The following is a 25,417-nucleotide window of genomic DNA, read 5'->3' as shown; positions in this document are numbered from 1 at the left end:
GACTACTCGTCCAGGATCCAGGTGTCTTTGGTGCCGCCGCCCTGGCTCGAATTCACCACCAGGGAGCCTTCCTTCAGCGCGACGCGTGTCAGCCCGCCCGGCACGATGGTGGTGCTCTTGCTGCCGGTGAGCACGAAGGGGCGCAAATCGACGTGGCGCGGGGCAAGGCCTGACGCCGTGCAGGTCGGGCAGGTCGACAGCGCCAGCGTCGGCTGCGCGATGAAGCCTTCGGGCTCGCGCTTGAGCTTCTCGCGGAACGCTTCGATCGTTGCCTTGGTCGCGGCGGGGCCGATCAGCATGCCGTAGCCGCCGGAGCCGTGCACCTCCTTGACGACGAGCTCGCTCAAATGATCCAGCACATAGGCGAGGTCCTTCGGCTCGCGGCAGCGCCAGGTCGGCACGTTCTTCAGGATCGGCTCCTCGCCGAGATAGAATTTCACGATGTCCGGCATGTAGGAGTAGATCGCCTTGTCGTCGGCGATGCCGGTGCCGACGGCGTTGGCGAGCGTGATGTTGCCGGCCGCATAGGCCGACATCAGCCCGGGCACGCCGAGCGCGGAATCGGGACGGAAGGTGAGGGGATCGAGGAAGTCGTCGTCGACGCGGCGATAGATCACGTCGACACGCTTCACGCCCTCGGTCGTCCGCATGAACACTTCGTTGTTCTTGACGATGAGGTCGCGCCCCTCCACCAGTTCGATGCCGAGCTTGTCGGCGAGGAAGGAGTGCTCGTAATAGGCCGAGTTGTAGACGCCGGGGGTGAGCAGGGCGACGGTCGGCTCGCCCGAGGCGCTCAGCGGCGCGACGGAGCGGAGTGCCGAGAGCAGCTCGTCCGGATAGCGCTCGACCGGCGCCACCTTGTGGCGGGCGAACAGATCCGGAAACAACCGCATCATGATTTCGCGGTTTTCCAGCATGTAGGACACGCCGGAGGGCGTCCGCGCATTGTCCTCGAGCACGATGAAGTCGTTGGCATCGACCCGGACGATGTCGATGCCGGCGATGTGCACATAGACATCGTGCGGCACCTGCTGGCCGTTCATCTCGGGCCGGAACACCGGGTTCTGGAAGATCAGATCGTCGGGCACGATCTCGGCGCGCAGGATGTCACGGCCGTGATAGATGTCGCGCAGGAACATGTTGAGCGCGCGCACGCGCTGCTTCAGGCCCTTCTCCAGCAGTGCCCACTCCTTGCCCGACATGATCCGCGGGATCACGTCGAAGGGGATCAGGCGCTCGGTGGATTCGGCCTCGCCATAGACCGCGAAGGTGATGCCGATGCGGCGGAATAGCAGCTCGGCCTCCTGGCGGCGATATTCAAGCGCCTCGGGAGGCGTCTCCTTGAGCCAGCGCGCCAGCTCCTGGTAGGCGGGGCGAAGGTCCCCGCCGGGAATATTCATTTCATCAAACGCGACTGCCATAGATGCCGACTGTTCTCCGCAAGGCGTTGCGCCAATGGACAGGTCGCCAGGCCCTGGTGAAGCCGCAACGTCCTGACCATGCGGCAAGAGTGCATGACTTTCATGTGGTAGCAAGGGCTGGGCCAGCGCGATAAGCATGGACTGGCAGCATTTGTCGGGGATGGCCGGCGGCTTGCCTGAAAAAATGGCTGAGGACTGCTTATTTCGACAGCAAAACCGCGTGACTTCAACGCGTTACCTCGGCAAAGTCGGCGCCACAGGTGAGGGACTTAAGTTATGAGCGAGATCGTCACGGCGGGCATTCTGGTCATTGGGGACGAAATCCTGTCCGGCCGGACCAAGGACAAGAATATCGGTTTCATCGCCGAATACCTGACTAATATCGGCATCGATTTGAAAGAGGTCCGGGTCGTCTCCGATGACGAGCCCGACATCATCGCTGCCTTGGATGCACTGCGGCATCGCTACACCTACGTCTTCACCACCGGTGGCATCGGGCCGACCCATGACGACATCACGGCCGACAGCGTCGCCAAGGCGTTCGGCGTCGGCATCGACCACCATCCGGAGGTGGTCGCCCGTTTCAAGGAGCGCTGGAGCGAGCAGGACCTCAACGAGGCTCGCCTGCGCATGGCCCGCATCCCCGACGGTGCCGAGCTGATCCAGAGCGCCACCATTCTTGCGCCCGGCTTCAAGATCGGCAATGTCATCGTGATGGCCGGCGTGCCCTCGATCATGCAGGCGATGATGGACATCGTCTCGCCCAAGCTGAAATCGGGCGTGCGCATGCTCTCCGAATCGGTCCGCGCCAACGCGCGGGAAGGCGACATCGGCAGCCCCTTGCGCGCGATCGCCGCCGCCCATCCCGACACCATCATCGGCAGCTACCCCTTCATGGACGAAGAGCAGAAGCCGAATACGAACCTCGTGGTGCGCTCGCGCGATGCGGACAAGCTCGCAGCAGCCATGGGCGCGGTGAAGGAAATGCTGGCAGGATTCAACATCACCCGTTAGCAGGGAATTTGCCGGCAGGCGAAGCAGGAGACGACAATGGCTGGTGAAGCACCGGAACTGAGCGCACAGGAGCGGGCGGGCAGGGCCTTCCCGGTCTCGTGGGACCAGTTCCACCGCGACTGCCGGGCGCTGACCTGGCGGCTCAACGAAGTCGGCCCGTTCCACGCCGTCATCGCGATCACCCGCGGCGGCCTGGTGCCGGCCGCGATCGTGGCGCGCGAGCTCGGCGTGCGCGTGATCGACACGGTCTGCATCGCAAGCTACGACCACGACAAGCAGGGCGAGCTCCAGGTCCTCAAAGGCATTTCGGAACAGGCCATGAAGCTTGGCGGCGGCACCGGCAAGGGGCTGTTGATCGTCGACGACCTCGTCGACACCGGCAAGACCGGCAAGCTAGTCCGCGAGATGCTGCCGGATGCACATTTCGCCACCGTCTACGCCAAGCCGATGGGACGCCCGCTGGTCGACACCTTCATCACGGAAGTCTCGCAGGATACCTGGATCTTCTTCCCCTGGGACACCGCGCTGTCCTACCACCCGCCGCTGCGCGACGGCGCGGCGTGATCAAAGGCGAATGGCGAGTAGCGAATGGCGAATAGCAGCCCCTCCACTCGCAATTCGCCATTCGCTACTCGCCCTCTCCAAAACCGCGTCCTGCCTACCGGCGCCATCATCGCCACACCGCATCGTGGCCTGTTCACAGGCAATCGCGGCATCATCCATGATCCCGCGACCAAGACGCTGCTGAACAAGCGCTGGTCGTCGCCGGCGTGGATTACATGCCTGTGTGAATTCCGCGGCTGGCGCCGGCCGGTGATGGCGCGGCGGAGCTGGACCGAACTGTTCTTTCTCGACGAGGCCACCGCCTTTGCCGCCGGCCATCGTCCTTGCTTCTTCTGCCGGCGCGAGGATGCCAACCGCTTTCGCGCGGCGTGGGAGAAGGGGAATGGCGTGAGCAAGGTGAGTGCGAAGGCGATGGATGCCCAGCTCCACCTGGAGCGTCTCGATGGCGGCCGCAAGCGCTTGCACGCGCTGCCGGTGCCGCTGGCAGATCTGCCCGACGGCGCGATGGTTCAACGGGGCGAGGAGAGCTTTCTGGTGATGAAGGGAAGGACGCTGCAGTGGTCGCCAGCGGGCTATGCCCGCGCCGAGCACGAGCTGGGGAGCCCGATGCTGCTGACGCCCCCGTCCACGCTGCGTGCGCTGAGCGCCGGATATCAACCGGCGCTGCATCCGACCGCGCTGGACTAGCAGGGCGGCCTGCGGATCCCAACCGTCACCCGAGCTTCTCGCGCGCTAGCGCGGCGCCGGCGCCGAGCGCCATCAGCTTGGCTTCGGCGATCTCGCGCCGCATCGGTGCCATGCCGCAATTGGTGGTGGCGATGATGTTGCTCTTGGGCACGAATTTCGCCACCGCGTCGATCACCTGCACGACATCCTCTGCGGTCTCCACGGTGTCGCTGGCAACGTCGATCACGCCGGCCTGCACGATCTTGTTCTTGAGCAGCTCCAGCAGATCGAGCGGCACTTTCGAATTGCGGCATTCGATCGCGACCTGCTGGATCGGGCTCGCATCGATCGCCGGAAAGATCTGCTCATATTGCCGCCATTGGCTGCCTAACGTTTCCTTCCAGTCGGTGTTGGCCTTGATGCCGTAGCCGTAGCAGATGTGCACGGCGGTGGCGCAGGTGAGGCCCTGCGCAGCGCGCTCCAGCGCCTTGATGCCCCAGTCGTTGACCTCGTCCATGTAGACGTTGAAGGCGGGCTCGTCGAACTGCACGAGATCGACGCCGTCGGCCTGCAGCGCCCGGGCTTCCTCGTTGAGCAGCTCAGCAAAGGCAAACGCCATCTTGACGCGATCGCCATAGTAGCGATCGGCAATGGTGTCGATGATGGTCATCGGGCCGGGCAGGGTGAACTTCAGCTTCCTCTTCGTGTGCGTGCGCGCCGCGCGCGCCTCGAAGGCATGGACGCGGCCCTTGAGCCGGAGCGGGGCGACCACCTGCGGCACCATCGCCTTGTAGCGGTCCTTGCGGATGCCCATCTCGACCTTGTGCGCGAAATCGATACCTTCGATCTTCTCCAGAAAACCGTGCACGAAATGCTGCCGGGCCTGCTCGCCCTCGGTGAGGATGTCGATGCCGGCGTCCTCCTGGATCTTCAGCCAGATCAATGTCGCGTCGCGCTTGGCGCGGAGCAACTCGTCGCCCTGCGACTTCCAGGGCGCCCAGAGCATGTTGGGTTCGGCAAGCCATTCCGGCTTCGGCAAGGAGCCGGCGATCGTGGTTGGAAACAGCATGGCGGCCCTCCCGGCAGGTTGTGTTGCGCCCCTTCCTGCCATGTCCTAACGTCGACGTACAGAACAACAAAAGTCGTTATTTAGCTGGCGGCATCGACAGGGAAGGCGAAAGGATGCCGAGGGAAAGGTCATGATCGATCTCCATTACGCGCCGACGCCGAACGGCTGGAAAATCTCGATCATGCTGGAAGAGCTCGGGCTTCCCTATACGGTGAAGCCCGTCAACATCCGCGCCGGCGAGCAGTTCAGCCCCGAGTTTCTGGCGATCTCCCCGAACAACCGCATCCCCGCGATCGTCGATCACGCACCCGCCGACGGCGGCGGGCCGTTCTCGGTGTTCGAGACCGGCGCCATTCTGATTTATCTCGCGGAAAAGACCGGCCGTTTCTTGCCCACTGACTTGCGCGGGCGTTCCACCACCATCCAGTGGGTGATGTGGCAGATGGCCGGCCTCGGGCCGATGCTCGGCCAGCACGGGCATTTTGCGCTCTATGCGGGCGAGAAGATCCCCTATGCGATCGAGCGCTACCGCGACGAGGCGGCCCGGCTTTACGGCGTGCTCGACCGGCAATTGGAGAAGACCGGCGCCTATGTCGCGGGCGACTATTCCATTGCCGACATCGCCTGCTTCCCCTGGACCATGACCCACAAGGCGCAGGGCTTTACGCTCGACGACTTCCCCAACGTCAAACGCTGGTATGCCGAGGTCCGCGCCAGGCCGCAGGTGCAGGCGGGGCTTGCGATCGGAAAATTCGTGAAAGAGCCGTTCGACGAGGAATCACGCAAGATCATGTTCGGCCAGCGTGCGAAGGAAGTGTTGGGAAGGAAGTAGGCCTGTCCCTCATGGTGAGGAGCGCCGTAGGCGCGTCTCGAACCATGAAGGCCCGACTGTCACCCGTGGCCATCCTTCGAGACGGCCGCTACGTGGCCTCCCCAGGATGAGGTCCGTCACAAAGGAAACGCCATGATCGAATTCTTCTTCGACTGTTCCAGTCCCTGGACCTATCTCGCCTTCCACAACATCCAGGCGCTTGCCAGGGAACTCGGCGCCGAGATCGTCTGGCGACCGATCCTGGTCGGCGGCATCTTCAACACGGTCAATCCGAGCGTCTACGCGCAGCGCGAGACGCCGGTGCCGCTGAAGGCGCGCTACATGAAGAAGGACCTTCAGGACTGGTCGCGGTCGGCTGGCCTTGCGATCAAGATGCCGCCGACGGTGTTTCCGGTGAACAGCGTCAAGGCGATGCGCGGCTGCATCTGGCTCGGCAAGGACATGGTGCCGTTCGCGACCGCATTGTTCGAGGCCTATTGGGGTGAGGACAAGGATATCTCGCAGGACGCGGTGCTTGCCGACATCTGCACGAAGGTCGGCGTCGACGAGAAAAAATTCTTCGCCGGAATCTCGGAGCAGGAAATCAAGGATCAGCTCAAGGCGAATACTGAAGAGGTCGTCGCCCGCGGCGGCTTCGGCTCGCCGACGATCTTCGTCGGCAAGACCGACATGTATTTCGGCAATGACCGCCTGCCGCTGATCCGCGAGGCGCTGTTGCGCAGCAAGGCGAGTGCGGCCTGATGGTGCGCGCCGTCGTCTGCCACGCGCTCGGCGAGCCCGAAACCTTGCGGCTGGAAGAGTTTCCGTCGCGCGCTCTGAAGCCAGGCGAGGTGCGCGTTGCGATCCGGGCCGCCGGGCTGAACTTTCCCGATGTGCTGATGGCCGCCGGCCAATATCAGCTCAAGCCGGAGCTGCCGTTCACGCCCGGCATGGAAGCGGCCGGCGATGTGACCGAAGTGGGTGCGGAGGCGAAGGGTGTTTCTGTTGGCGAGAAGGTCATCGTGAAGATGCGGCACGGCGCATTCACCGACGAAGCCATCGTCACGCCGTCGCAGCTCACCCCGATGCCGTCGACATTCGACTACGCCGAGGCTGCCACTTATCTTGCCGGCCATGGCACGGCCTATCATGCGCTGATCGATCGCGGCCGGGTCGAGCCGGGGGAGGTGCTGCTGGTGCATGGCGCCGGCGGCGGCACGGGACTGGCCGCCGTCGAGATCGGCAAGATGCTGGGCGCGACCGTGATCGCGACCGCGTCCAGCGACGAGAAGCTCGCCATTGCGAAATCGCGCGGCGCCGATCATCTTATCCGCTATGACCGCAAGCCGTTTCGCGACGCCGTCAAACGCATCACCGACGGTCGCGGCGCGGACGTCGTGTTCGATCCCGTCGGCGGCCAGGTTTTCGAAGACTCGATGCGCTGCATCGCCTGGGGCGCGCGGCTCCTCGTGATCGGCTTCACCGGCGGCATCGGCTCGGCCAAGACCAATCTCCTGCTGATCAAGGGCGCCAGCGTGCTCGGCGTGAGGGCCGGCGAAGCGGTACGGAAAAACCCTGCGCTGGGGCAAGTGCGCCTGAAGGCGCTGCTGCAATGGGCGGAGGAGGGCAAGCTGCGCCCCAACGTTTCACACCGCCTGCCACTGCAAGATTATGCGAAGGCGATGCGGCTCTTGATCGACCGCAAGGCGATCGGGCGCGTTGCGCTGATGATGGAGTGACCTCCACCCGTCGTTATGGCGCCCCGAAGGGCGAACTCTGGTGCGCAATTGCGCACCAAAGAATCTCGAGATCCTCAGGTGCGCAAGTGCGCACCATAGTTCGATGCTTCGCATCGCCCCGGGATGACGCTTCGCGTCACTTATACTCCCGCTCCGTCCACCACGGGAAATAGTCCGGCATGTCGCTGGACACCTTGTTCTTGAACTGCGCGGGGCGCTTTTCCAGGAACGACACCACGCCTTCCTTGACATCGTCGGAGCGGCCGCGGGTGTAGATGCCGCGGCTGTCGACCTTGTGGGCTTCCATCGGATCGTCGGCGCCCATCATGCGCCACATCATCTGGCGGATCAGTGCGACCGATACCGGCGCGGTCTTCGCCGCGAATTCCTTGGCGAGCGCGCGGGCGGCCGGCACGAGATCATCGGGGGCGACGACCTTGCTGACGAGACGGCCGGCGAGGGCTTCCTGGGCCGGGAAGACGCGGCCCGAATAGCACCATTCCAGCGCCTGCGAGATGCCGACGATACGCGGCAGGAACCAGCTCGAGGCCGCCTCCGGCACGATGCCGCGCTGGGAGAACACGAAGCCGAAGCGCGCGGCGTCCGAAGCGATGCGGATGTCCATCGCGAGCTGCATGGTGACGCCGATGCCGACCGCGGGGCCGTTCACGGCGGCGATGACCGGCTTCAGGCACTTGAAGATGCGCAAGGTCACCTGGCCGCCGCCATCGCGCACCTGCGGATCGCTGTAGTCGACCTTGCCGTCGGCGAAGCGCTTCACTGGCCCGCGCCGCGCGTCGCGGTCGAACGTGTCCGCTCCCGACGACAGATCCGCGCCCGCGCAAAAACCGCGGCCGGCGCCCGTCACGATGATGGCGCGGACGTTGTCGTCCTTGTCGGCGGCATCGAACGCGTCGATCAGCTCTCCTTGCATCTGCGCGTTGAAGGCGTTGAGCTTGTCGGGCCGGTTCAGCGTGATGGTGAGGATCTGCTCGGCGACCTCGTATTTGATCGTCTCATACGCCATGGTGGTTTCCTTCCTTTGTTCTTTCGCTGCGCAGATGGCACAGGGCTTGAGTTTTCTTTACCCTCCCCTGGAGGGGGAGGGTCGATCGCGCGTAGCGCGAGCGGGGTGGGGTGATCTCTCCTCTCGGGCACTGCTGGACGCGGAGAGACCGTCACCCCACCCCGTCTCACATTTCGCTGCGCTCAACGTGAGCCGACCCTCCCCCTCCAGGGGAGGGTAAGCAAGAGGCTCCGCATGCTGCCTGTCCAAAAACTTCCGGGCTTGCGCTTAAAGGGCGCGCTTCCCGGAATGACGAGAACGTCTTACTTCGCCGGCGGCTTCGGCCAGGGCTTCTGCGCCCCCCGCAGGCCCTCAAAAGCCTTGGCCATGCCGAGCACGCCGATGTCGTCGAAGCGGCGGCCGACGATCTGCACGCCGATGGGAAAACCCTTGGCGTCGAAGCCGCCATTGAGGGAGATGGCGGGATTCTCCGACATATTCCACGGTACGGTATAGGCGATGTGCTCGAACGGTTTCATGGGGTCGTTGGTCGGCGAGGCCCACTCCGCCGGATAGTTCACGTTCGGCGCGGTCGGCGAGATCACGTAATCAAGCTCGCAGAACAGCTTTGAAGCCGCGGCCCGGATCGCCATGGTCTGGTTGAAGCCGCGGATGACATCGATGCCCGAGAGCTTGGCGCCGGACTCGCCCCATTTGAAGATATAAGGCAGCACCTTGGCCTGTTCGGCCGGGGTCAGCTTCGCCAGATCATCCCACATTCGCGCGCGCCAAAAGTTGTCGAGACCATCGAGCATCTCGCGGGTGAGGATGCCGTCGATTTCGGTCACGACGCTGCCTGCGGATTCGAACGCTTTCGCCGCCTTCACCGCGACCTCGCGCACCGGTTTCTCCAGCGCCAGGCCGCAGCCGGGATCGAGCATCAACCCGATGCGGAGTTTGCGCGGAGACTTCTCTGCTCCCTTCCAGTTCAGCGGCTCGGCGGGCAGGCTCATGCCGTCGCGCCGGTCGGGTTTTGCGATCACGCTCATCATCAGCGCGCAATCGTCGACCGTGCGGGTCATGGGGCCGGCGACGCGCCCGACATAGGTGGGGTCGATCGGCACGCGGCCGAAGCTCGGCTTTAGGCCGACGAGGCCGCACCAGCCCGCGGGCAGGCGAACCGAGCCGCCGATATCGGTGCCGAGATGCAGCGGACCATAGCCGGCCGCGGCAGCCGCGCCTGCGCCCGCGCTGGAGCCGCCGGGATTCTTGGACAGGTCCCAGGGGTTACGCGCGAGTGCGTGAAAACTGGAGAGTCCGGAGGACAGCATGCCGTAATCGGGCATGGTGGTCTTGGCGAAGATGACTGCGCCGGCCTCGCGCAGGCGCGCGGCGGGCGGGGCATCCTTCTCGGCCGGCACCAGTTTGACGCTTGCGGCGCCCAGCGGCACCGGCACGCCCTTGGTCGCGATGTTGTCCTTCACCGTAACAGGCACGCCGTCGAGCGCGCCCGACGGCTCGCCGCCGGTCCAGCGCGCGGTCGAGGCCTTCGCGGCCTCGCGCGCGCCCTCGGGATCGAATGCATAGAGCGCTTTCAGATGCGGCTCCCACGCAGCGACATGCGTGAGCAAATCCTCCAGCACCTCGCTCGGCGAGAACTGCTTGGCGCGATAGCCCGCGATCAGGTCGACCGCGGACAGATCGTGCAGCGAGGTGACGGCATCTTCGACGCTCTTTTTATGCATTGCTAGCCCACCGGCATGCGCGTTTCGATGATGCGGGCGAACATGCTGGCGCCGATCGGCAGGATCTTGTCGTCGAGCACGAAGCCGGGATTGTGCACGGGCACGTTGCCATCATGGCCGACCCAGAAATAGGCGCCGGGAATCGTCTCCAGCATGTCGGCGAAATCCTCGCTGCCCATCTTGGGCTGGGCGCGGGTGATCACGTTGGCGGGGTCGACGATGGTGCGCGCGACGTCTTCGACCACCTTGGACTGCTCGACCTGGTTGACCAGCACGCCGAAGGTGTCGCGGATGTCGACGTCGATCACGCACTGATAGGCGCTTGCGATGCCGGCGCAGATCGTGCGGATGCGTTCGCTGACCAAGGTGCGGACTTCCTTCGAGAAGGTGCGGATGGTGCCGCAAAGATGCGCGTCGCCGGGAATGACGTTGTAGGCGGAGCCCGCGTGGATCTGGGTGATCGACACCACCGCAGCCTGCAGCGGCTCGACGTTGCGGCTGACGATGGTCTGGATCGCCTGCGCCAGCGTGGTCGCGATGATCACCGCGTCCTTGGAGCGCTCGGGCATCGCGCCATGCGCGCCATAGCCGGTGATGCGCAGGTCGAAGAAGTCGGCACTGGCCATCGCCGGGCCCGGCAGGATCGCGATCTCGCCGTGGTTGAGGTCGGGCGCGTTGTGCAGGCCGTACAGCTCGTCGCACGGAAACTTCTCGAACAGGCCGTCCTTGATCATCGCGCGGGCGCCGCCGAGGCCTTCCTCGGCCGGCTGGAAGATCAGATGCACGGTGCCGTCGAAGTTCCTGGTCTCGGCGAGGTAGCGCGCGGTGCCGAGCAGCATGGTGGTGTGGCCGTCATGGCCGCAGCCGTGGAAGCGGCCGGGGATTTTCGAGCTCCACTTTAGATTGGTGTTCTCTTCCATCGGCAGCGCGTCCATGTCGGCGCGGAGGCCAATGCGCTTGCTGCCCGAACCCTTGCCCTTGATGACGCCGATCACGCCGGTGCCGCCGAGACCGCGATGCACCTCGATCCCCCAGCTCTTCAGCTTGTCGGCGACGATGCCGGAGGTGCGCACTTCCTCGAAGCCGATCTCGGGATGGGCGTGCAGGTCGCGGCGGATGGCGGTGAGCTCGTCGGCGTAACCGTCGATGCGATCGATCGTGGGCATGGGTTCTGTCCAGTTAGCGTGAGGGGGGCGAGAAAACGGGGCCGTTCGGCTTGATGCGAATGCCCGGCCGCAGGCGCGTCCAGGGCAGGGTGGCGGTGTCGGCCGGCATCGCGCCGGGCGCGGCGCAGATCATCAGCTTTTCCGCGATCGGCTCGAAATCGGCGCGGAAGTGCACCGAGCTCTTGTTGACCAGAATCTTCTCCTCAGTCGGCTCGATGCCGACATAGCGGTACATCGCCTGGTCGGCGAGCTGCGCCTTGTGCGAGGAGACGACGACGCGGACGTCGCCGATGCGCAGGCAAGCGGAAGGACCCATCTCCATCTCGCGGCCGCCATAGTAAGGGCCGGGCGCGATGAAGCGGCCGTCGGACAGTCTCTCGACGACGAAGGTCTCGGTGTAGGGCTCGTCGCCGGGGATGCCCGACTTGCCGCCGAGCGACAGCGTCACGGTGGCACCGACGCCGGCGTCATGCGCGGCCTTGGCCGAGACCGGATCGTAGATCGCCCCGGTCGCGGCGCTCGCTCTGTTGCGCACCAGCGCGCGCAGCATGCCTGTCGTGTCGGAATCGCCGCCGGCACCGGGATTGTCCTGGGTGTCGGCGATGATGATCGGCTTGCTCGCGCTCTTCGAAAGCTCCATGGCGTGGCGCACGCCGTCGTCGGGCGACCAGATCTTGCCGTCGAAATCGTCTTCGTGGCCTTCGATCAGCTTGACGACCGCATCGGCGGCACGGTCGGCATCGGCTTGCGTCCTGCCATAGGCGAACACGCTCGGCCCGCAATCGCGGAAATCGGCGGCGGGAAAGCCCGGCGCGAAAGACAGCGTCGGAACCGCATCGCTCTCCAGCGCGGCGAGCTGTTCGTAGATGCCTTTGGTCGGCTGGTCGTTGGTGCATTGCCAGCTGATCGGGATCAGGAACGGCAATTGTCGGAACGATTTGGCAAAGCGCTGCTTCGTCTTCAGCAGCAGCGCCAGATGCCGCGCAGAGGCGCGGCCGGTCTCGGCCATGTCGACATGCGGATAGGTGCGGTAGGCGATCAGCGCGTCGGCATGTTCCATCATCTCGGGCGTGACGTTGGCATGGAGATCGAGGCTGGTGACCAGTGGCACATCCTTGCCGATGACGCGGCGCACGCGCGCCAGAATCTCGCCTTCGCCGTCGTCGAGATGCTCGGTCACCATCGCGCCGTGCAGGTCGAGATAGACCGCATCGAGCGGGCCGGCAGCTTTGATGCCGTCGACCATCACCTTCACGATGCGCTCGAAAGCATCCTTGGTGACATGCGCTGACGGGCTTGCACCGCAGGCAATCGTCGGAATGAGTTCCCAGCCGTTGGCCTCGGCGCTGTCGACGAAGCCGGCAAGGCCGACATTGATGCGCCGCATCACCTTCAGCACGTCGGCGCCTTCAGTCATTGCCGGCCAGCCGCCGCCATGCTGGAAGTCGGCGAAGGTCGCCTTGGTGGGAGCGAAGGTGTTGGTCTCGTGCAGGAAGCCGCCGACGGCGATGCGTGTCATTCAGTTCAGTCCAATCAATCAAGAGGGCGCGACGTTAGCCTTGGCCCTGCGGCGAGAGCAAGGTGGGACGCACTCGCGCCGCGCATAGGGTCAAGCTGTTTTGGGAATGCTGCGGGTGCGGTGGGTGTTGTGAGTGGCTCTGCCGACCACACTCGCGGTGTCGTCCCTGCGAACGCAGGGACCCATAACCCCAGGGAGGAGTTTGGCGAAGATCGGTCGTTCGGGATTAGCACCACGCGCGGTCGCTGGATTCCGCGGTATGGGTCCCTGCTTTCGCAGGGACGACACCGGAGGATGTTGCTACAGGCTGGCCGCCACACCTTCCGCCACCGGCCGGAAGTTCGCAAAGTCCCAGTCGCGGCCGGGAGCGGCGTCCAGCAGCGCCTTGGTGTAGGCCTCCTTCGGATGCGTCAGCACCTCGGCAGCCGGGCCCTGCTCGACGACGCGGCCGTGCTGCATCACCACGACCTCGTCGCAGATTTGCGCTGCGACGCGCAAATCGTGGGTGATGAACAGGATGGCGATGCCGAGACGCTTCTGGATCTCGTCGAAGAGTTCCAGCACCTGTGCCTGCACCGAGACGTCGAGCGCGGAGACTGCTTCGTCCGCGACCAGCACGTCCGGATCGAGCGCCAGCGCGCGCGCAATGGCGATGCGCTGGCGCTGGCCGCCGGAGAACTGGTGCGGATAGCGCGATACCGCATCAGGGGGCAGGTCGACGAGCTCGAGCAGTTCGCGGGCGCGTTTCATCGCATCGGGATGCGCGACGCCGTAATTGATCGGGCCCTCGGCGATGCTCTCGCCGACGGTGACGCGCGGGTTCAGCGAGCGATAGGGATCCTGGAACACGATCTGGATCTTCTGCCGGTGCGGCTGCAGCAGGCGACGCGAGATGCCGGCGATCTCGCGGCCGGCGAGGCGCACGCCGCCGGAGGTCGGATCGATCAGGCGCACGATGCAGCGCGCCACCGTCGACTTGCCGGAGCCGCTTTCGCCGACGATGCCGAGCGTGCGGCCCTTGCGCAGGGTCAGCGTCACCTTGTCGGCGGCGACGACTTCGCGGCCTTTGCCGAAGAAGGCGCGCTCCTTGTAGACCTTGCTGAGGTCGTTGGCCTCCAGCACCACCGGCTCGCGGCTCTCCTCGCGCGGCGGCCGCGGCACCAGGCTCGGCACCGAGGCGAGCAGATTGCGGGTGTATTCCATGGTCGGATTGCGCAGCACGGTCTCGAGCGGGCCGGTCTCGACCAGCCGGCCCTGCCGCATCACCGCGACGCGGTCGGCGATCTCGGCGACCACGCCCATGTCGTGGGTGATGAACAGCACGGCCGTGCCGTGATCGCGCTGCAGCTCGCGGATCAGGGACAAAATCTGCTTCTGCGTGGTGACGTCGAGCGCGGTCGTCGGCTCGTCCGCGATCAAGAGCTTCGGCTCCAGCACCAGTGCCATTGCGATCATGATGCGCTGGCGCTGGCCGCCGGAAAGGCGGTGCGGGTAGGAGGCGAAGATGCGCTCGACCTGGGGCAGGTGGACCTGCTCCATCATGTCGAGGATGCGCTTCTTGCGCGCCTTGGCGTCGAGCTTGGTGTGCGCGCGCAGCACCTCGTCGATCTGGCGGCCGACCGGCACCACCGGATTGAGCGCGGTCATCGGCTCCTGGAAGATCATCGCCATCTGCGTGGCCCGCAGCTGGCGCAAGCGGCGGTCGGTCGCGGTGAGCAGCTCTTCGCCGACCAGCTTGATGCTGCCGCTGGTCGGAACCAGCGTGCCCTTCGGCAGCAGGCCCATCGTGGTGAGCGAGGTCACCGACTTGCCCGAGCCGCTTTCGCCGACGAGGCACAGCGTCTCGCGCTCGCGGACCTGGATCGAGATGTCGTCGATGATCTTTGGCCCGCCCGGCTTCTTGCCGACGGAGACGACGAGGTTGTTGATGTCGAGGACGGTGTTGGTCATCACTTGCCTTCCCGCTGCTTCATGCGCGGATCGAGTGCGTCGCGGGCGGCGTCGCCGATCAGATTGATGCTGAGGATGGCGATCGAGAGCAGAAGGCCCGGCCAGAAGATCAGCGACGGCTTGATCTGGAAGTACTGGCGGCCCTCGGCCATGATGTTGCCCCAGGTCGGCGTCTCCGGCGAGATGCCGGCGCCGAGGAAGGAGAGGATCGCCTCGGTGAGGATGGCGCTCGCGCAGATATAGGTGCCCTGGACGATCAGCGGCGCCACCGTGTTCGGCATCAGATGCCGCCACATGATCTTGGGCAGCGACGAGCCGACCGAGATCGCCGCCTCGACATAAGGCTCCTCGCGCGCCGACAGCACGACGGAGCGTACCAGGCGCGCCACGCGCGGAATCTCGGGGATCGTGATCGCGATCAGCACGGTCCAGAGGCTGGCACCGGACAGCGACACCACGGCGATCGCGAGCAGGATGCTCGGCATCGCCATCAGGCCGTCCATGACCCGCATCAGCACGGCATCGACCAGCTTGAAGAAGCCGGAGACGAGGCCGATCGCAAGGCCGATGACGATCGACAGGATCGCCGAGCCGATGCCGATCAGCAGCGAGATGCGGCCGCCATAGACGACGCGCGACAACAGGTCACGGCCATAGGCATCGGTGCCGAGCAGAAATTGCGCGGAAGACGGCTTGAGCCGTTGCGATGGCGCGAGCTGGATCGGATCATGCGGCGCGATCAGCGGCGCCAGGATCGAGACCAGGATGATCAGCGCGAGCAGGACCGTCGCCGTGGCGATGATCGGCGTCGAGGTGAGAAAGCCGAAGCGCGGCCGCAGCGGCGACGTGATCGGAATGGACGACTGGGGAAGGGTATCGACCGACATTAATTCTTGTCCTTGCCTCAGTACCGGATCCGGGGATCGAGCAGGGTGTAGGCGACGTCGATGAGAAGGTTGACGACGACATAGATCAGCGACGTCAGCAGGATCATCGCCTGGATCACCGGATAGTCGCGCGCCAGCACCGCATCCACGGTGAGGCGGCCGATGCCGGGAATGTTGAACACGCTCTCGGTGACGACGACGCCGGAGATCAGCAGCGCAAAGCCGGTGCCGATCACGGTGATCACGGGCACGGCGGCGTTGCGCAGCGCATGGCGCATCATCACGGCCACCTCGTTGATGCCCTTGGCGCGCGCGGTGCGCACATAGTCCTCGCCGAGCACGTCGAGCATCGCCGCGCGCGTCATGCGCGCGATCAGCGCGATGTAGATGAAGGAGAGCGCGCAGGTCGGCAGGATCATGCGCTCGAAGAACGGTCCGAAGCCGTTAAAGATGCTGCGGAAGCCCTGCACCGGCACCCACCGCAGTTCGATCGCGAAGACCTGGATCAGAATATAGCCGACCACGAACACCGGCACCGAGAAGCCGAGCACGGAAAGCCCCATCACGAAACGGTCGATCCAGGTGCCGTGCTTCCACGCGGCGATCACGCCAAGGGGAACCGCCACGATCACGGCGAGGATGATGGTGCACAGCGCGATCGAGATCGACGGCTCGACGCGCTGGCCGATCATCTTCATCACAGGCAGATTGGAGATCAGCGAGGTCCCGAGATCGCCGTGCAGCAGCTTGTTCACCCAGGTGATGAACTGCACGATCAAGGGCTCGTTGAGGCCGAGCGAGGTGCGGATGCGCTCGAGCCGCTCCGGCGTTGCATTGTCGCCGGCGAGGATCGCGGCGGGATCGCCGGGGGTGAGGCGGAGCAGGAGGAAGACGAACAGCGCGACGACACCCATCACGGGCACGGCGGCGAAGATTCGGCGAAGGAGATATCCGAGCAAGTTGGATCCGTCAGATTAGAGTAAATCGGCGGCAGCGGTCACAGCCTGTTCTGCCACCAGCCTAACATTTCAGCAATTCCCGTGCCATCAGGGCCACAGTTTTTGCAGTGCGGTCAGCCGTTTTGGCGACCCCTCTTCAAGGGGGCCAGCCGAGCGTGCCCGCCAGACGAAATATCGCGGCGCCAATCCAATCCGGTCACTCCAGCGTCGCAAGCAGCCCGGCCATCAGCCGGCCGCGCTCAACGAGACTCTCGACTTCGATATACTCCTCTAACGTGTGGCCATTGGCTCCGCGCACGCCCAGGCCGTCGAGCGTCGGGATTCCCATCGCACCGGTGAAGTTGCCATCGGAGCCGCCGCCGGAGCTCGCATGCGGCAGTTCGGCGCCAAGCGACTTGGCGATGCCGCGCGCCTTCTCATACAACGCCATGGTGCCGGCATCCGGCTCCCACACCGGACGCGTCACCCCGCGCGTCACCTTGAAGGCGACATCGTTGGCCGTGCCCGACAGCGCCAGCATCCGCTCGACGCCGCGATCGAGATCGGCCTGCCGCTTGGCCATGGAGAGCGCCTCGCCGGTGGCGGTCGTGGCAACGCAATTGACCCATTGCCCGCCATGCACGACGCCGACCGAGAAGGTGCAATCCTCCGTCGTCATCGCGTCGATGGCGAGAATCTGCCGCGCCATCTCGCGGATCGCCGAGCGTCCCGCCGACAGCGTCGCGCCGGCGTGGCTCGGCCGGCCCGTCGCCTCGAGATTGAAGCGCGCGATGGCGTAACGTCCGGTGGTGACGCCGTTGTCGGCGCGGCCGGGCTCCGGCACCAGCACATATTTGTTGCGCGCGGCTTCCGCCTCGATGATGTCGCGCGTCGAGGGCGTGCCGACTTCCTCGTCCGGCGTGAACAGCACGGTGATCGGCAGCGGCGTGGTGAACGATGCACGCGCCAGTTGCCGGATCGCTTCCAGCGAGAGGTAGTTGCCGCCCTTCATGTCGTAGATGCCGGGGCCGTAGCACCGGTTGCCCTCGCGCCGCCATTTCAGCTTCTCGATGGTACCGACCGGGTGGACGGTATCCATATGGCCGGCGATCAGGATGCCGGGCTCGCCCTGTTTCGGATGCGGAAACCGCGCGCGGATCACGCCGCCGAAACCTTGCCGGCCGGCGATGCGCTCGATCGTCGCACCCATGATCGCCATATCCCGCGCTGCGATATCGAACATGCGATTCACGGCACCAGCGTCCCAGGTCGGGCTTTCGCATTCGACCCAGCCGCGCAGACCCTGGAGCATCGCCTCGGAATCGAAAGGAAGATTGGCTGGATTCATCTCAATGTCTCTCAAGCTTCGAAAGATGGAATGCCCATTGCATTGGTGCGGGGCAGGACGAGTGGAGAATGTTGTAGAGCCAAACCGATCCTTGTGGAGCCCGTGCCCGCGCCGCCACGGCTTGCAGCGAAACCGGATTGACGCGCTCGGCACTGTCTGCAAGTCTCGAAAGATAAAGGCATTGCATGAGGTTAGTTCGCCTAGGGAACGAGCCGCATGCTTAACCAATAACCTGCCTTTGAACAGTTTCACGTCAGGAGAAACTTTTTATGTTCCACTTCATGCGCCGGAGGCCTCGCGCGTTTGCCTCCAAACTTGCGCTGTCTGTCGTTGCGCTTTCGACGGCGCTTGCCTCGCCAGTGCTTGCAGCCGGCAAGACCATTACGGCGGTGATGCATTCGGATCTGCGCATCATCGATCCGATCTTCACCACGGCCTACATCACGCGTGACCATGGCTACATGGTCTACGACACGCTGGTGGCTCCCGATTCGAGCTTCAAGATCCAGCCGCAGATGGCGGACTGGAAGATCTCCGACGACAAGCTCACCTACACCTTCACGCTGCGCGACGGCCTGAAGTGGCATGACGGTGCGCCGGTGACGGCGGAAGATTGCGTCGCCTCGCTGAAGCGCTGGGCCGCGGTCGACGGCATGGGCCAGAAGCTCCTGGACTTCACCGCGAGCATCGAGGCGACCGACGCCAAGACCATCACGCTGAAGCTGAAGGAGCCCTACGGCCTCGTGCTCGATTCCATCGGCAAGCCGTCCTCGCGCGTCGCCTTCATGATGCCGAAGCGCCTCGCCGAGACGCCGCCGGACAAGCAGATCCCCGAGCAGATCGGCTCGGGCCCCTTCAAGTTCGTGGCATCGGAATTCCAGCCCGGCGTGAAGGCGGTCTACGTCAAGAACACCGACTACGTGCCGCGCAAGGAGCCGGCGAGCTGGACCTCCGGCGGCAAGGTGGCGAAGGTCGACCGCGTCGAATGGATCACCATGCCGGACTCGCAGACCGCCGTGAACGCGCTGCAGTCGGGCGACATCGACTTCATGGAAAACCTGCCCTACGACATGCTGCCGGTGCTGGAGGCGAACAAGGAGATCACGATCGAGGTCTCGAACAAGTTCGGCTTTCAGACGCTCGGCCGGATGAACTTCCTCTATCCGCCGTTCGACAACGTGAAGGTGCGACGTGCCGCTCTTCTGGCGATGAACCAGAAGGACGTTCTCGACGCGCTGGTCGGCAATGCCAAGTACCAGAAGATCTGCGGCGCGTTCTTCGTTTGCGATACGCCGTTCGCGACCGAGGTCGGCGCCGAGACCCTGGTGAAAGGCAATGGCATGGCGGAGGCCAAGAAGGCCCTCGCCGAGTCAGGCTATGACGGCACCCCGGTCGTGGTGATGGCGCCCGGCGACGTCACCACGCTCAAGGCCCAGCCCATCGTCGCGGCCCAGCTGTTGCGCGAAGCCGGCTTCAAGGTCGACCTGCAAGCGACCGATTGGCAGACGGTGGTGAGCCGCCGTGCCAGTCAGAAGCCGCCGAAGGAGGGTGGCTGGAACATGTTCTTCACCAACTGGGTCGCGGCCGACGTCTCCAACCCGATCGCCAATCTCTCGATCGGCGGCCAGGGCAAGAAGGGCGGCTGGTTCGGCTGGGCGGAAAGCGCCAAGATCGAGCAGCTCAAGGACGCGTTCGTCCGCGCGCCGTCGATCGACGAGCAGAAGAAGATCGCCGCCGACATCCAGAAGGAAGCCTATGAGCAGGTGATCTACATCCCGCTGGGGCAGTACCTGCTGCCGAGCGGCTGGCGTAAATCGCTGACCGGCGTGCTCGACGGCCCGGCGACGCCGCTGTTCTGGAACGTCGACAAGTCGGAGTAAGGGGAGGCGAATTCACGTAGCCTTCGTCGTCTTCACCACGCGGCGCCGCTGTCATCAGCGGCGCCGTCGTCTTTTTGCGGTCTTGCGCCGGTGGAAAAGCGCTGCGGCTTTTAACCTTTCCAGTTTCAGGTCATTGCTATTTGTTTCAATCTTGAAATAGATGCGTCGTCCTTACGCGTCATTTTCCCTCCTCAATCTGATTCCCGTGCCGATCGATTTTGCATTCCAGGCGATGGCCGAACGGTCCGATCGCGCGCCGGCGCGTTGGCGGCGGCCTTTCCTGCATTGGCTCGATGGCGTCGAGGCGGGCTGGGCCGTTCCGCTCCTCATCGGCTGTTTCGTCGCGATCTGGACGCTCTATCTGGCGATCGCCTATGCCGGCGGCGGCCTGCACCCTGATACGCTCGAGGCCTGGATGCTGGGGCAGCATTTCGCCTGGGGCTATCACAAGCATCCGCCCTTGACCGGCTGGATTGCCGCCAGCTGGACCTCTGTCTTCCCGCTCAGCGACTGGTCGTTGCAATTGATGGCGATGGCCAATGCCGGGCTTGCGCTGATCTTCGTCGACCGGATCGCGCGGCAATTCGTGACCGGGCACAAGCGCATCCTGGTGCTTTTGCTGCTGATGCTGACGCCGGTCTATCAATTCCATGCCCAGCGCTTCAATGCCAATTCGGTGCTGCTGGCGGTCTGGCCGCTGGCGACCTGGTGCTTCCTGCGCGCATTCGAGACGCGCGCCCCGCTGTGGGCGGTCGCAATGGGATGTACGACGGCGCTGGCGATGGTCGGCAAATATTATTCGATCTTTCTCATCACGAGCTTCGCGTTTGCCGCGCTCGCGCACCCGGCGCGGCGTGCTTATTTCACCTCCGCTTCGCCCTGGATCTCGGTCGTCGTCGGGCTCGCGGCGCTGTCACCTCACATCTATTGGCTTGCGACAACGGGCGCGTCGACCTTCACCTACGCGCTGGCGCACGCAAACGGCAACGCTGCGACCTCACTCGGCGAGGCGAGAAACTTTCTGCTGGGGCTAGCGGCGGCGATGAGCATGTCGGCCGTGTTCTGGGTGCTCGTCGCAGGAACGCGCTTGAAGCGGTTTCCGGCGGACTTCGCGGCAATGGGCCCGGGCCTGCGGCTTTTGTTCTACGTCGCGATGGGCACGATCGCGCTGCCGGTGGTGACGTCGCTCGCGATGGGCACCGATCTGCCGTCGCTATGGGCGTTGCAGGGACTGTTCCTCTTCACCGTTCTCGTGGTCTGCGGGACGAGCTACCCGATCGAGCGATTCTACACGGTCAACCTCACCGTGATCGTGGCCGGCGTCGCGCTCGCGGCCGTCCTGATCGCCGCGCCGATCCATGCCGTCGATCGCAATGATCACGGGTATGAGGAGGGCCGGAATCTTTACGCCCAGGCGGCCAGTGAACTGACGCGCGAGTGGCGCGAGCAGACCGGCGTGCCGCTGAGCGCGGTGAGTGGTGATGGTTCGCTGGCCTTCGCCACCGCGTTCTACAGCCCGGACCATCCACGTCATGCGGCGCCCTTCGAGTACGAACAGGCATTGGGCTTGCCGCGCAAGATGTCGCTCGACCGCGGCTGGGCCGCGCTGTGTTTCCGCGACCAGGAATCTTGCACCCGGTGGATGGCGTGGGCGTCCTCGCAGACCGGGCACTTCGTCAGGCGCGAGTTCACCGTGCGGGCCACCCTGTGGGGGCGGCCCGGTCTCTCGCGGGAGGTGGTTGCTCTGATCGTGCGGCCCCGGGGAATGCGGATGATACCCAAGAGCGCTGCGGATGATTTCAGCGCCAGCAGGCGCGGTTCGGAATAGCCTCTGCGCTCAGCAATGACTGTCGCGGACCTGCTCGAGGCCCTCGCTCGCCAAAGGCGTCGTCAACGTGGCCTGCTCTGCGCTCGGCTCCAAACGTTCCGTCTTCCGCTGTTCGACGTCGCGGCGATCTTCCCGGTGTTCCGGTTCCATTGAATATGACCTCTCGAATTGCTGCAGGACAACATCGAGGCGATCGGGAAGTTCCTTAAGCGGGACGATGATGCGGCTTGAACAGCCGGCCCTTTTCCACCATCAGCACGATCGCGAGCGCAGCGAGCGTCGACAGGAAGAATCCGATCGAGAACGGCAGCAGCGTGCCGTCGAAGCTCTGTCCGATCGCCATGCCGACCACGATTCCGATCAGCGTCGTGATCGAGCCGTAGAGCGAGGAGGCGGTGCCGGCGATGTGGCCCTGCGGCTCCATCGCGAGCGCAGTGAAGTTGGCAACCATCATGCCGAACGAGAACATCATCAGAGCCGAGAGCACCATGAAAAGGGCAAGCGGCAGGATGCCGAGAATTTCTGTCAGCAGCATCACGGCGGCGACGATTGTGTAGAGCGTCAGCGCGCCATGCGAGATCACGCGCATGCCGAGCCGCCCGACCAGCCTTGCATTGAGGAAGCCGGCGACGGCCGTGCCGGCTGCAATCGCGGCGAAGGCGAGTGGGAAGTAATGGCCGAGGTGATAGATGCCGGTGAAGACCTGCTGGGCGCAGAAGACAAAGGCAAAGAGCGCCCCGATGACGCTGCCGGCGGCCGTGGCATAGCCGATGGTCTGGCGATTGGTCACGGTCTGCCGGAACGCAGAGAGCACGTCGGCAGGCGCCAGCGACCGGCGCCCGGATTCAGGCAGGGTTTCAGGCAGCCGCAGCACGCACCAGGCCAGCGCGAGCAGGCCGTACAGCATCAGCACGACGAAGATGCCGCGCCACGCCGTCACCAGCAGCACCGCCTGTCCGAACGAGGGAGCAATCACGGGCACCGCGATGAACACCATCATGGCAAGCGACATCACGCTCGCCATGCGGCGGCCGACATAGCAGTCGCGCACGATCGAGGTCGCGATCACGCGCGTGGCCGAGGTGCCGAGCCCCTGCAGCGCGCGCGCCAGCAGCAGCGTCTCGAACGAGGGCGCCGCGACCGCCAGCACGCTCGCCACCGCATAGACCGCCATGCCGCCGAGCAGCACCGGCCGGCGGCCGAAGCGGTCCGACAGGGGACCCATCACGAACTGGCCGGCGCCGAAACCGATCAGGAAGGTCGACAGCACCAGCTGCAGATGGTTGGCGACGGGAATGTTGAAGGCTGTCCCGATATTGGGCAGTGCGGGCAGCATCATGTCCATCGCAAGCGGATTCAGCGCCATGATGGACGCGATCACGATGACAAATTCTGGAAATCCCATCGGGCGGTGTCCCGCGGACACCCAATCGTCGGCATTGACGTCAGACAAGAAGCTCACCTCTGAAATTGAGCGACTTTATCCATCGCCCATGCTGCGTTGCACAACCCATGTTTCGGGATGGCTGGCAGGCGGAGGAGGGGCGGACAAGAATTGGTGAGGGGAACCCCCCGCGTGAGCCGACCGCGGGTCCCGCTATGGCCCGGAAACCAGTGATTCACCATCCCTCCCTAAAGATCGGCGCCGAGCGGGGCAGGTCGGGTCCGGCGGGATGAAACGGAAACGCCTCCTGTCCACTGTGGCGGCCGATCGATCAGGCGCCGCGCTGGTGCCGAGAGAACCAGGCCAAACAAGGTATCCGATTGTGTCTGATGTCACCGGTACAGCACGATGGTTGCAGCCTTCAGCCGACATGGCTTCGAGGCGTAACCTCTGGCTTGCCTGCCTGATCGCACTGACCGCGCTTCTGGTGTTCGGCAATCTCGCCAGCGACGTCGGGCTTGATGTGAAATATGGCTGGGACACCCGCGTCAATTGCGCGGCGGTGGATGCCTATGCCGGCGGACTCGATCCCTACTTCGTCAAGAACCTGAAGGGCACCAAGCTCTCTTACCCCTATCTACCGGTGACGCTGGCGGCCTTTCGCCCCTTCTGCGCGGACGGCATTCTGGTCGCTCACTACAAAACTATCTTTCCCGTGCTCGCCGTGCTCTGCGGCCTCCTCTTGCCCGGTCTTGGCCCAGCACGCCCGAGCGCCCGCGACGTTGGGCTCAGGGTGCTCTGCGCGCTCGGCGCATTCGTCGGTTTCGAATGGGTGCAGGCGTCGGGCAATTTCGCGATCCTGAGCGGCGTGCTGACCGCGGTCGCGCTGAGGCTCCTGCTTTCTCCGTCCGTATCCGGAGAGGCAGAGGACCGCAGCTTTCCGTCGCGCCTCGCCGGCGCCGCGCTGCTCGGCCTCGTGATGTCGTTCAAGCTGGTGTTCTTTCCCGTGCTGGCCGCGCTGTACTTCCTGCCGCTGCCGCGAGGCCGCAAGCTGATGCTGATCGCGATGGCTGTGTTCAGCTTCGCCTTGCCGTTCCTGATATCGCGGCTGGCATACCCCGACCTGTTCGCGAGCTGGCAGCTTGCGGTGGCCGGAAAGATTCCGGACCAGCACCTCGTCGAGCTGTTCGAGAGCAATCCGTCCCTGCTGCTGCTGGCGCGGGATCTGATGGGGCATGTGGGCCTGATCGATAGCAAGCCGGCGATCTTCGCAACCTATGCACTCGCCGTGACCGCGCTGGTGCTCGTGCCGTTCGCCCTGTCCGTCCTGCGCTTGATCGGGAGCCGGCCGGCGCACGAGGGAGATTCGCTTCTTGTGCGACTGGATCGCTGGCTGATGGATCACCCCCGTGCCGCCATGCGCATCACGGTGCTGGCCATGTTTGCGCTCTATCTCAGCTCGCCGCGCCTCAAGGAATATGCCTTCTTCGAGCTCGCGCTCTATGCCGCGATCCTGCTGGTCGATCTTCCGGCCAGGGCACTGGCCGCCGCGCTCACCGTCGGGCTCCTGATGCCCTCATTGATCTTCGTGACGGGGAGTTCCCCCGAGGACAATTCTATCCAGCTCTTCAGCGCGCTGATGTTCTTCTGGGTCCTGCTGCTGGACGTCCGTCAAGCGGGCCGGGTGCCGGACACGGTCCAGCTATAGCCGTGGCGGTGGTAGAGCCTGACATCCCCGAATCCGCCATCCGACAGCAGCGCCTCCGCCTCGGCGCGCGTGTAGTATTTCGCGTAGGCGGGATTGAGCTGGTCGTAGATGGTCAAGCGGCGAACGCTGCGCGGAAACTTCGCCAGCACCGAACGCATGTAGGACCGCATCGGTAGCGGCAATATCCGGCACAGCCCGATATAGGCCGTCAGCGCCCATTCCAGACCATGCGACAGCACCACCAGCAGCCGGTGCGGCAGCAGCACGGTGAGCTTGCGCAGCGGGATTGCGAGCGACAGATAGGTCTCGTTGCCTTCGTAGCCGTAGAGCCAGACGATACAGCGTCCGCCGGGGCGCAACGAATCGTAGGCCGCGCGAACCACCGGCGCCGGTTCGGGGATGTGATGCAGCACCCCCATCGAAACCACATAGTCGAGCCCGAGATCGGGCGGCAAGCGGTCACCGGGCGCCTGCAAATAGTCGATGCGCTCCGCGCGGGCCGCCGTGTTGTCCTTCAGGACCAGCATGGCATCGGAGGGTTCGACCGCGACGACACGATCCGCCTCGGCATCGAGCAGCATATTGACGATGCGTCCCGTGCCGCTCCCGATATCGGCGATCCGCTTGCCCTTGACCTCGTCGAGGGAAAGCAACGGACCGAACAGATCGGCAAGCAGGTCCGCCGAGCCGTAATAGGCGGGGTTTTCGCGGAACGCGGTCCATTGCTCGCCGAAATCGTTGATCGTCTGGTCCTTCAGGTCCGGCATGCGCCCG

General features: G+C 64.7%; 21 protein-coding genes. 9 read left to right on the top strand and 12 right to left on the bottom strand.

Annotated elements, in window-relative coordinates; genetic code table 11:
• Nucleotides 1–2: 2 nt before the first annotated feature.
• Nucleotides 3–1,421 (bottom strand): circularly permuted type 2 ATP-grasp protein, encoded by a 1,419-nt coding sequence (locus tag RAD04_RS31580; RefSeq protein WP_038949939.1) that lies wholly within the window; start codon nt 1,419–1,421, stop codon nt 3–5.
• Nucleotides 1,422–1,697: 276 nt separating this feature from the next.
• Here RAD04_RS31580 and RAD04_RS31575 point away from each other — a divergent pair, with 276 nt between their 5' ends.
• From RAD04_RS31575 to RAD04_RS31565, 3 genes are read left to right on the top strand one after another with little or no spacing between them, the layout of a single operon-like run.
• A complete protein-coding gene (locus RAD04_RS31575) occupies nt 1,698–2,435 on the top strand; it encodes a competence/damage-inducible protein A (protein ID WP_461626916.1) in 738 nt (245 codons plus the stop codon).
• 36 nt (nt 2,436–2,471) lie between these two features.
• On the top strand, nt 2,472–2,999 hold the full coding sequence (gene gpt / locus RAD04_RS31570; RefSeq protein WP_461626915.1) for a xanthine phosphoribosyltransferase: 528 nt from the start codon (nt 2,472–2,474) through the stop codon (nt 2,997–2,999).
• 24 nt (nt 3,000–3,023) lie between these two features.
• On the top strand, nt 3,024–3,686 hold the full coding sequence (locus RAD04_RS31565) for a hypothetical protein (protein WP_461626914.1): 663 nt from the start codon (nt 3,024–3,026) through the stop codon (nt 3,684–3,686).
• A gap of 25 nt (nt 3,687–3,711) precedes the next feature.
• Here the strand turns inward: RAD04_RS31565 and RAD04_RS31560 are convergent, their stop codons facing one another.
• Nucleotides 3,712–4,734: a methionine synthase gene (locus RAD04_RS31560; RefSeq protein WP_461626913.1), complete on the bottom strand. Its 1,023-nt coding sequence runs from the start codon at nt 4,732–4,734 to the stop codon at nt 3,712–3,714.
• A 130-nt stretch (nt 4,735–4,864) separates the two neighbouring features.
• Here RAD04_RS31560 and RAD04_RS31555 point away from each other — a divergent pair, with 130 nt between their 5' ends.
• From RAD04_RS31555 to RAD04_RS31545, 3 genes are all read left to right on the top strand, one after another.
• Nucleotides 4,865–5,566 (top strand): glutathione S-transferase N-terminal domain-containing protein, encoded by a 702-nt coding sequence (locus RAD04_RS31555; RefSeq protein WP_461626912.1) that lies wholly within the window; start codon nt 4,865–4,867, stop codon nt 5,564–5,566.
• Nucleotides 5,567–5,698: 132 nt separating this feature from the next.
• Nucleotides 5,699–6,307, top strand: coding sequence for a DsbA family protein (locus RAD04_RS31550; RefSeq protein WP_461626911.1), 609 nt, complete (start codon nt 5,699–5,701; stop codon nt 6,305–6,307).
• Nucleotides 6,307–7,284, top strand: a complete 978-nt coding sequence (locus tag RAD04_RS31545) for an NADPH:quinone oxidoreductase family protein (RefSeq protein ID WP_461626910.1) — start codon at nt 6,307–6,309, stop codon at nt 7,282–7,284. The genes RAD04_RS31550 and RAD04_RS31545 overlap by 1 nt, the downstream gene beginning before the upstream one ends.
• 136 nt (nt 7,285–7,420) lie before the next feature.
• Here the strand turns inward: RAD04_RS31545 and RAD04_RS31540 are convergent, their stop codons facing one another.
• From RAD04_RS31540 to RAD04_RS31505, 8 genes are all read right to left on the bottom strand, one after another.
• The gene (locus tag RAD04_RS31540; protein WP_461626909.1) at nt 7,421–8,311 is read right to left on the bottom strand and encodes a crotonase/enoyl-CoA hydratase family protein; all 891 of its coding nucleotides are present in this window, start codon (nt 8,309–8,311) and stop codon (nt 7,421–7,423) included.
• A gap of 302 nt (nt 8,312–8,613) precedes the next feature.
• Nucleotides 8,614–10,035 carry an amidase gene (locus RAD04_RS31535; RefSeq protein WP_461626908.1) on the bottom strand — a complete coding sequence of 474 codons (1,422 nt, stop codon included), beginning with the start codon at nt 10,033–10,035 and terminating at the stop codon, nt 8,614–8,616.
• A gap of 2 nt (nt 10,036–10,037) precedes the next feature.
• Nucleotides 10,038–11,201 carry a M20 aminoacylase family protein gene (locus RAD04_RS31530; RefSeq protein ID WP_461626907.1) on the bottom strand — a complete coding sequence of 388 codons (1,164 nt, stop codon included), beginning with the start codon at nt 11,199–11,201 and terminating at the stop codon, nt 10,038–10,040.
• A gap of 13 nt (nt 11,202–11,214) precedes the next feature.
• Complete coding sequence (locus tag RAD04_RS31525) at nt 11,215–12,720, bottom strand: M81 family metallopeptidase (RefSeq protein ID WP_461626906.1); 1,506 nt, start codon at nt 12,718–12,720, stop codon at nt 11,215–11,217.
• Between the two features lie 300 nt (nt 12,721–13,020).
• Nucleotides 13,021–14,670 carry an ABC transporter ATP-binding protein gene (locus RAD04_RS31520; protein ID WP_461626905.1) on the bottom strand — a complete coding sequence of 550 codons (1,650 nt, stop codon included), beginning with the start codon at nt 14,668–14,670 and terminating at the stop codon, nt 13,021–13,023.
• Nucleotides 14,670–15,557, bottom strand: a complete 888-nt coding sequence (locus RAD04_RS31515; RefSeq protein ID WP_018322083.1) for an ABC transporter permease — start codon at nt 15,555–15,557, stop codon at nt 14,670–14,672. The genes RAD04_RS31520 and RAD04_RS31515 overlap by 1 nt, the downstream gene beginning before the upstream one ends.
• 17 nt (nt 15,558–15,574) lie before the next feature.
• Nucleotides 15,575–16,516, bottom strand: coding sequence for an ABC transporter permease (locus RAD04_RS31510; protein ID WP_177237227.1), 942 nt, complete (start codon nt 16,514–16,516; stop codon nt 15,575–15,577).
• A gap of 196 nt (nt 16,517–16,712) precedes the next feature.
• Nucleotides 16,713–17,843: a M20/M25/M40 family metallo-hydrolase gene (locus tag RAD04_RS31505; RefSeq protein ID WP_461626904.1), complete on the bottom strand. Its 1,131-nt coding sequence runs from the start codon at nt 17,841–17,843 to the stop codon at nt 16,713–16,715.
• 269 nt (nt 17,844–18,112) lie between these two features.
• Between RAD04_RS31505 and RAD04_RS31500 the strand changes: the two genes are divergently transcribed.
• On the top strand, nt 18,113–19,723 hold the full coding sequence (locus tag RAD04_RS31500) for an ABC transporter substrate-binding protein (RefSeq protein WP_461626903.1): 1,611 nt from the start codon (nt 18,113–18,115) through the stop codon (nt 19,721–19,723).
• A 160-nt stretch (nt 19,724–19,883) separates the two neighbouring features.
• On the top strand, nt 19,884–21,551 hold the full coding sequence (locus RAD04_RS31495) for a glycosyltransferase family 39 protein (protein WP_461626902.1): 1,668 nt from the start codon (nt 19,884–19,886) through the stop codon (nt 21,549–21,551).
• Nucleotides 21,552–21,756: 205 nt separating this feature from the next.
• Here the strand turns inward: RAD04_RS31495 and RAD04_RS31490 are convergent, their stop codons facing one another.
• A complete protein-coding gene (locus RAD04_RS31490; protein WP_461626901.1) occupies nt 21,757–23,004 on the bottom strand; it encodes a multidrug effflux MFS transporter in 1,248 nt (415 codons plus the stop codon).
• 361 nt (nt 23,005–23,365) lie between these two features.
• Between RAD04_RS31490 and RAD04_RS31485 the strand changes: the two genes are divergently transcribed.
• Nucleotides 23,366–24,643 carry a hypothetical protein gene (locus RAD04_RS31485; RefSeq protein WP_461626900.1) on the top strand — a complete coding sequence of 426 codons (1,278 nt, stop codon included), beginning with the start codon at nt 23,366–23,368 and terminating at the stop codon, nt 24,641–24,643.
• Here the strand turns inward: RAD04_RS31485 and RAD04_RS31480 are convergent.
• Nucleotides 24,607–25,410, bottom strand: a complete 804-nt coding sequence (locus tag RAD04_RS31480) for a class I SAM-dependent methyltransferase (protein WP_461626899.1) — start codon at nt 25,408–25,410, stop codon at nt 24,607–24,609. The genes RAD04_RS31485 and RAD04_RS31480 overlap by 37 nt on opposite strands.
• Nucleotides 25,411–25,417 lie beyond the last annotated feature (7 nt).

The sequence above is a fragment of the Bradyrhizobium sp. 25ACV genome, from assembly GCF_054863005.1.
This window is presented reverse-complemented; position numbering and strand designations above follow the sequence as displayed.

Bases quoted from the DNA above. Each gene is read 5' to 3' on its own strand.
- RAD04_RS31580 (WP_038949939.1), bottom strand. From the start codon at position 1,421: ATGGCAGTCGCGTTTGATGAAATGAATATTCCCGGCGGGGACCTTCGC.
- RAD04_RS31575 (WP_461626916.1), top strand. From the start codon at position 1,698: ATGAGCGAGATCGTCACGGCGGGCATTCTGGTCATTGGGGACGAAATC.
- gpt (WP_461626915.1), top strand. From the start codon at position 2,472: ATGGCTGGTGAAGCACCGGAACTGAGCGCACAGGAGCGGGCGGGCAGG.
- RAD04_RS31565 (WP_461626914.1), top strand. From the start codon at position 3,024: ATGGCGAATAGCAGCCCCTCCACTCGCAATTCGCCATTCGCTACTCGC.
- RAD04_RS31560 (WP_461626913.1), bottom strand. From the start codon at position 4,734: ATGCTGTTTCCAACCACGATCGCCGGCTCCTTGCCGAAGCCGGAATGG.
- RAD04_RS31555 (WP_461626912.1), top strand. From the start codon at position 4,865: ATGATCGATCTCCATTACGCGCCGACGCCGAACGGCTGGAAAATCTCG.
- RAD04_RS31550 (WP_461626911.1), top strand. From the start codon at position 5,699: ATGATCGAATTCTTCTTCGACTGTTCCAGTCCCTGGACCTATCTCGCC.
- RAD04_RS31545 (WP_461626910.1), top strand. From the start codon at position 6,307: ATGGTGCGCGCCGTCGTCTGCCACGCGCTCGGCGAGCCCGAAACCTTG.
- RAD04_RS31540 (WP_461626909.1), bottom strand. From the start codon at position 8,311: ATGGCGTATGAGACGATCAAATACGAGGTCGCCGAGCAGATCCTCACC.
- RAD04_RS31535 (WP_461626908.1), bottom strand. From the start codon at position 10,035: ATGCATAAAAAGAGCGTCGAAGATGCCGTCACCTCGCTGCACGATCTG.
- RAD04_RS31530 (WP_461626907.1), bottom strand. From the start codon at position 11,201: ATGCCCACGATCGATCGCATCGACGGTTACGCCGACGAGCTCACCGCC.
- RAD04_RS31525 (WP_461626906.1), bottom strand. From the start codon at position 12,720: ATGACACGCATCGCCGTCGGCGGCTTCCTGCACGAGACCAACACCTTC.
- RAD04_RS31520 (WP_461626905.1), bottom strand. From the start codon at position 14,670: ATGACCAACACCGTCCTCGACATCAACAACCTCGTCGTCTCCGTCGGC.
- RAD04_RS31515 (WP_018322083.1), bottom strand. From the start codon at position 15,557: ATGTCGGTCGATACCCTTCCCCAGTCGTCCATTCCGATCACGTCGCCG.
- RAD04_RS31505 (WP_461626904.1), bottom strand. From the start codon at position 17,843: ATGAATCCAGCCAATCTTCCTTTCGATTCCGAGGCGATGCTCCAGGGT.
- RAD04_RS31500 (WP_461626903.1), top strand. From the start codon at position 18,113: ATGTTCCACTTCATGCGCCGGAGGCCTCGCGCGTTTGCCTCCAAACTT.
- RAD04_RS31495 (WP_461626902.1), top strand. From the start codon at position 19,884: ATGCGTCGTCCTTACGCGTCATTTTCCCTCCTCAATCTGATTCCCGTG.
- RAD04_RS31485 (WP_461626900.1), top strand. From the start codon at position 23,366: ATGGCTTCGAGGCGTAACCTCTGGCTTGCCTGCCTGATCGCACTGACC.
- RAD04_RS31480 (WP_461626899.1), bottom strand. From the start codon at position 25,410: ATGCCGGACCTGAAGGACCAGACGATCAACGATTTCGGCGAGCAATGG.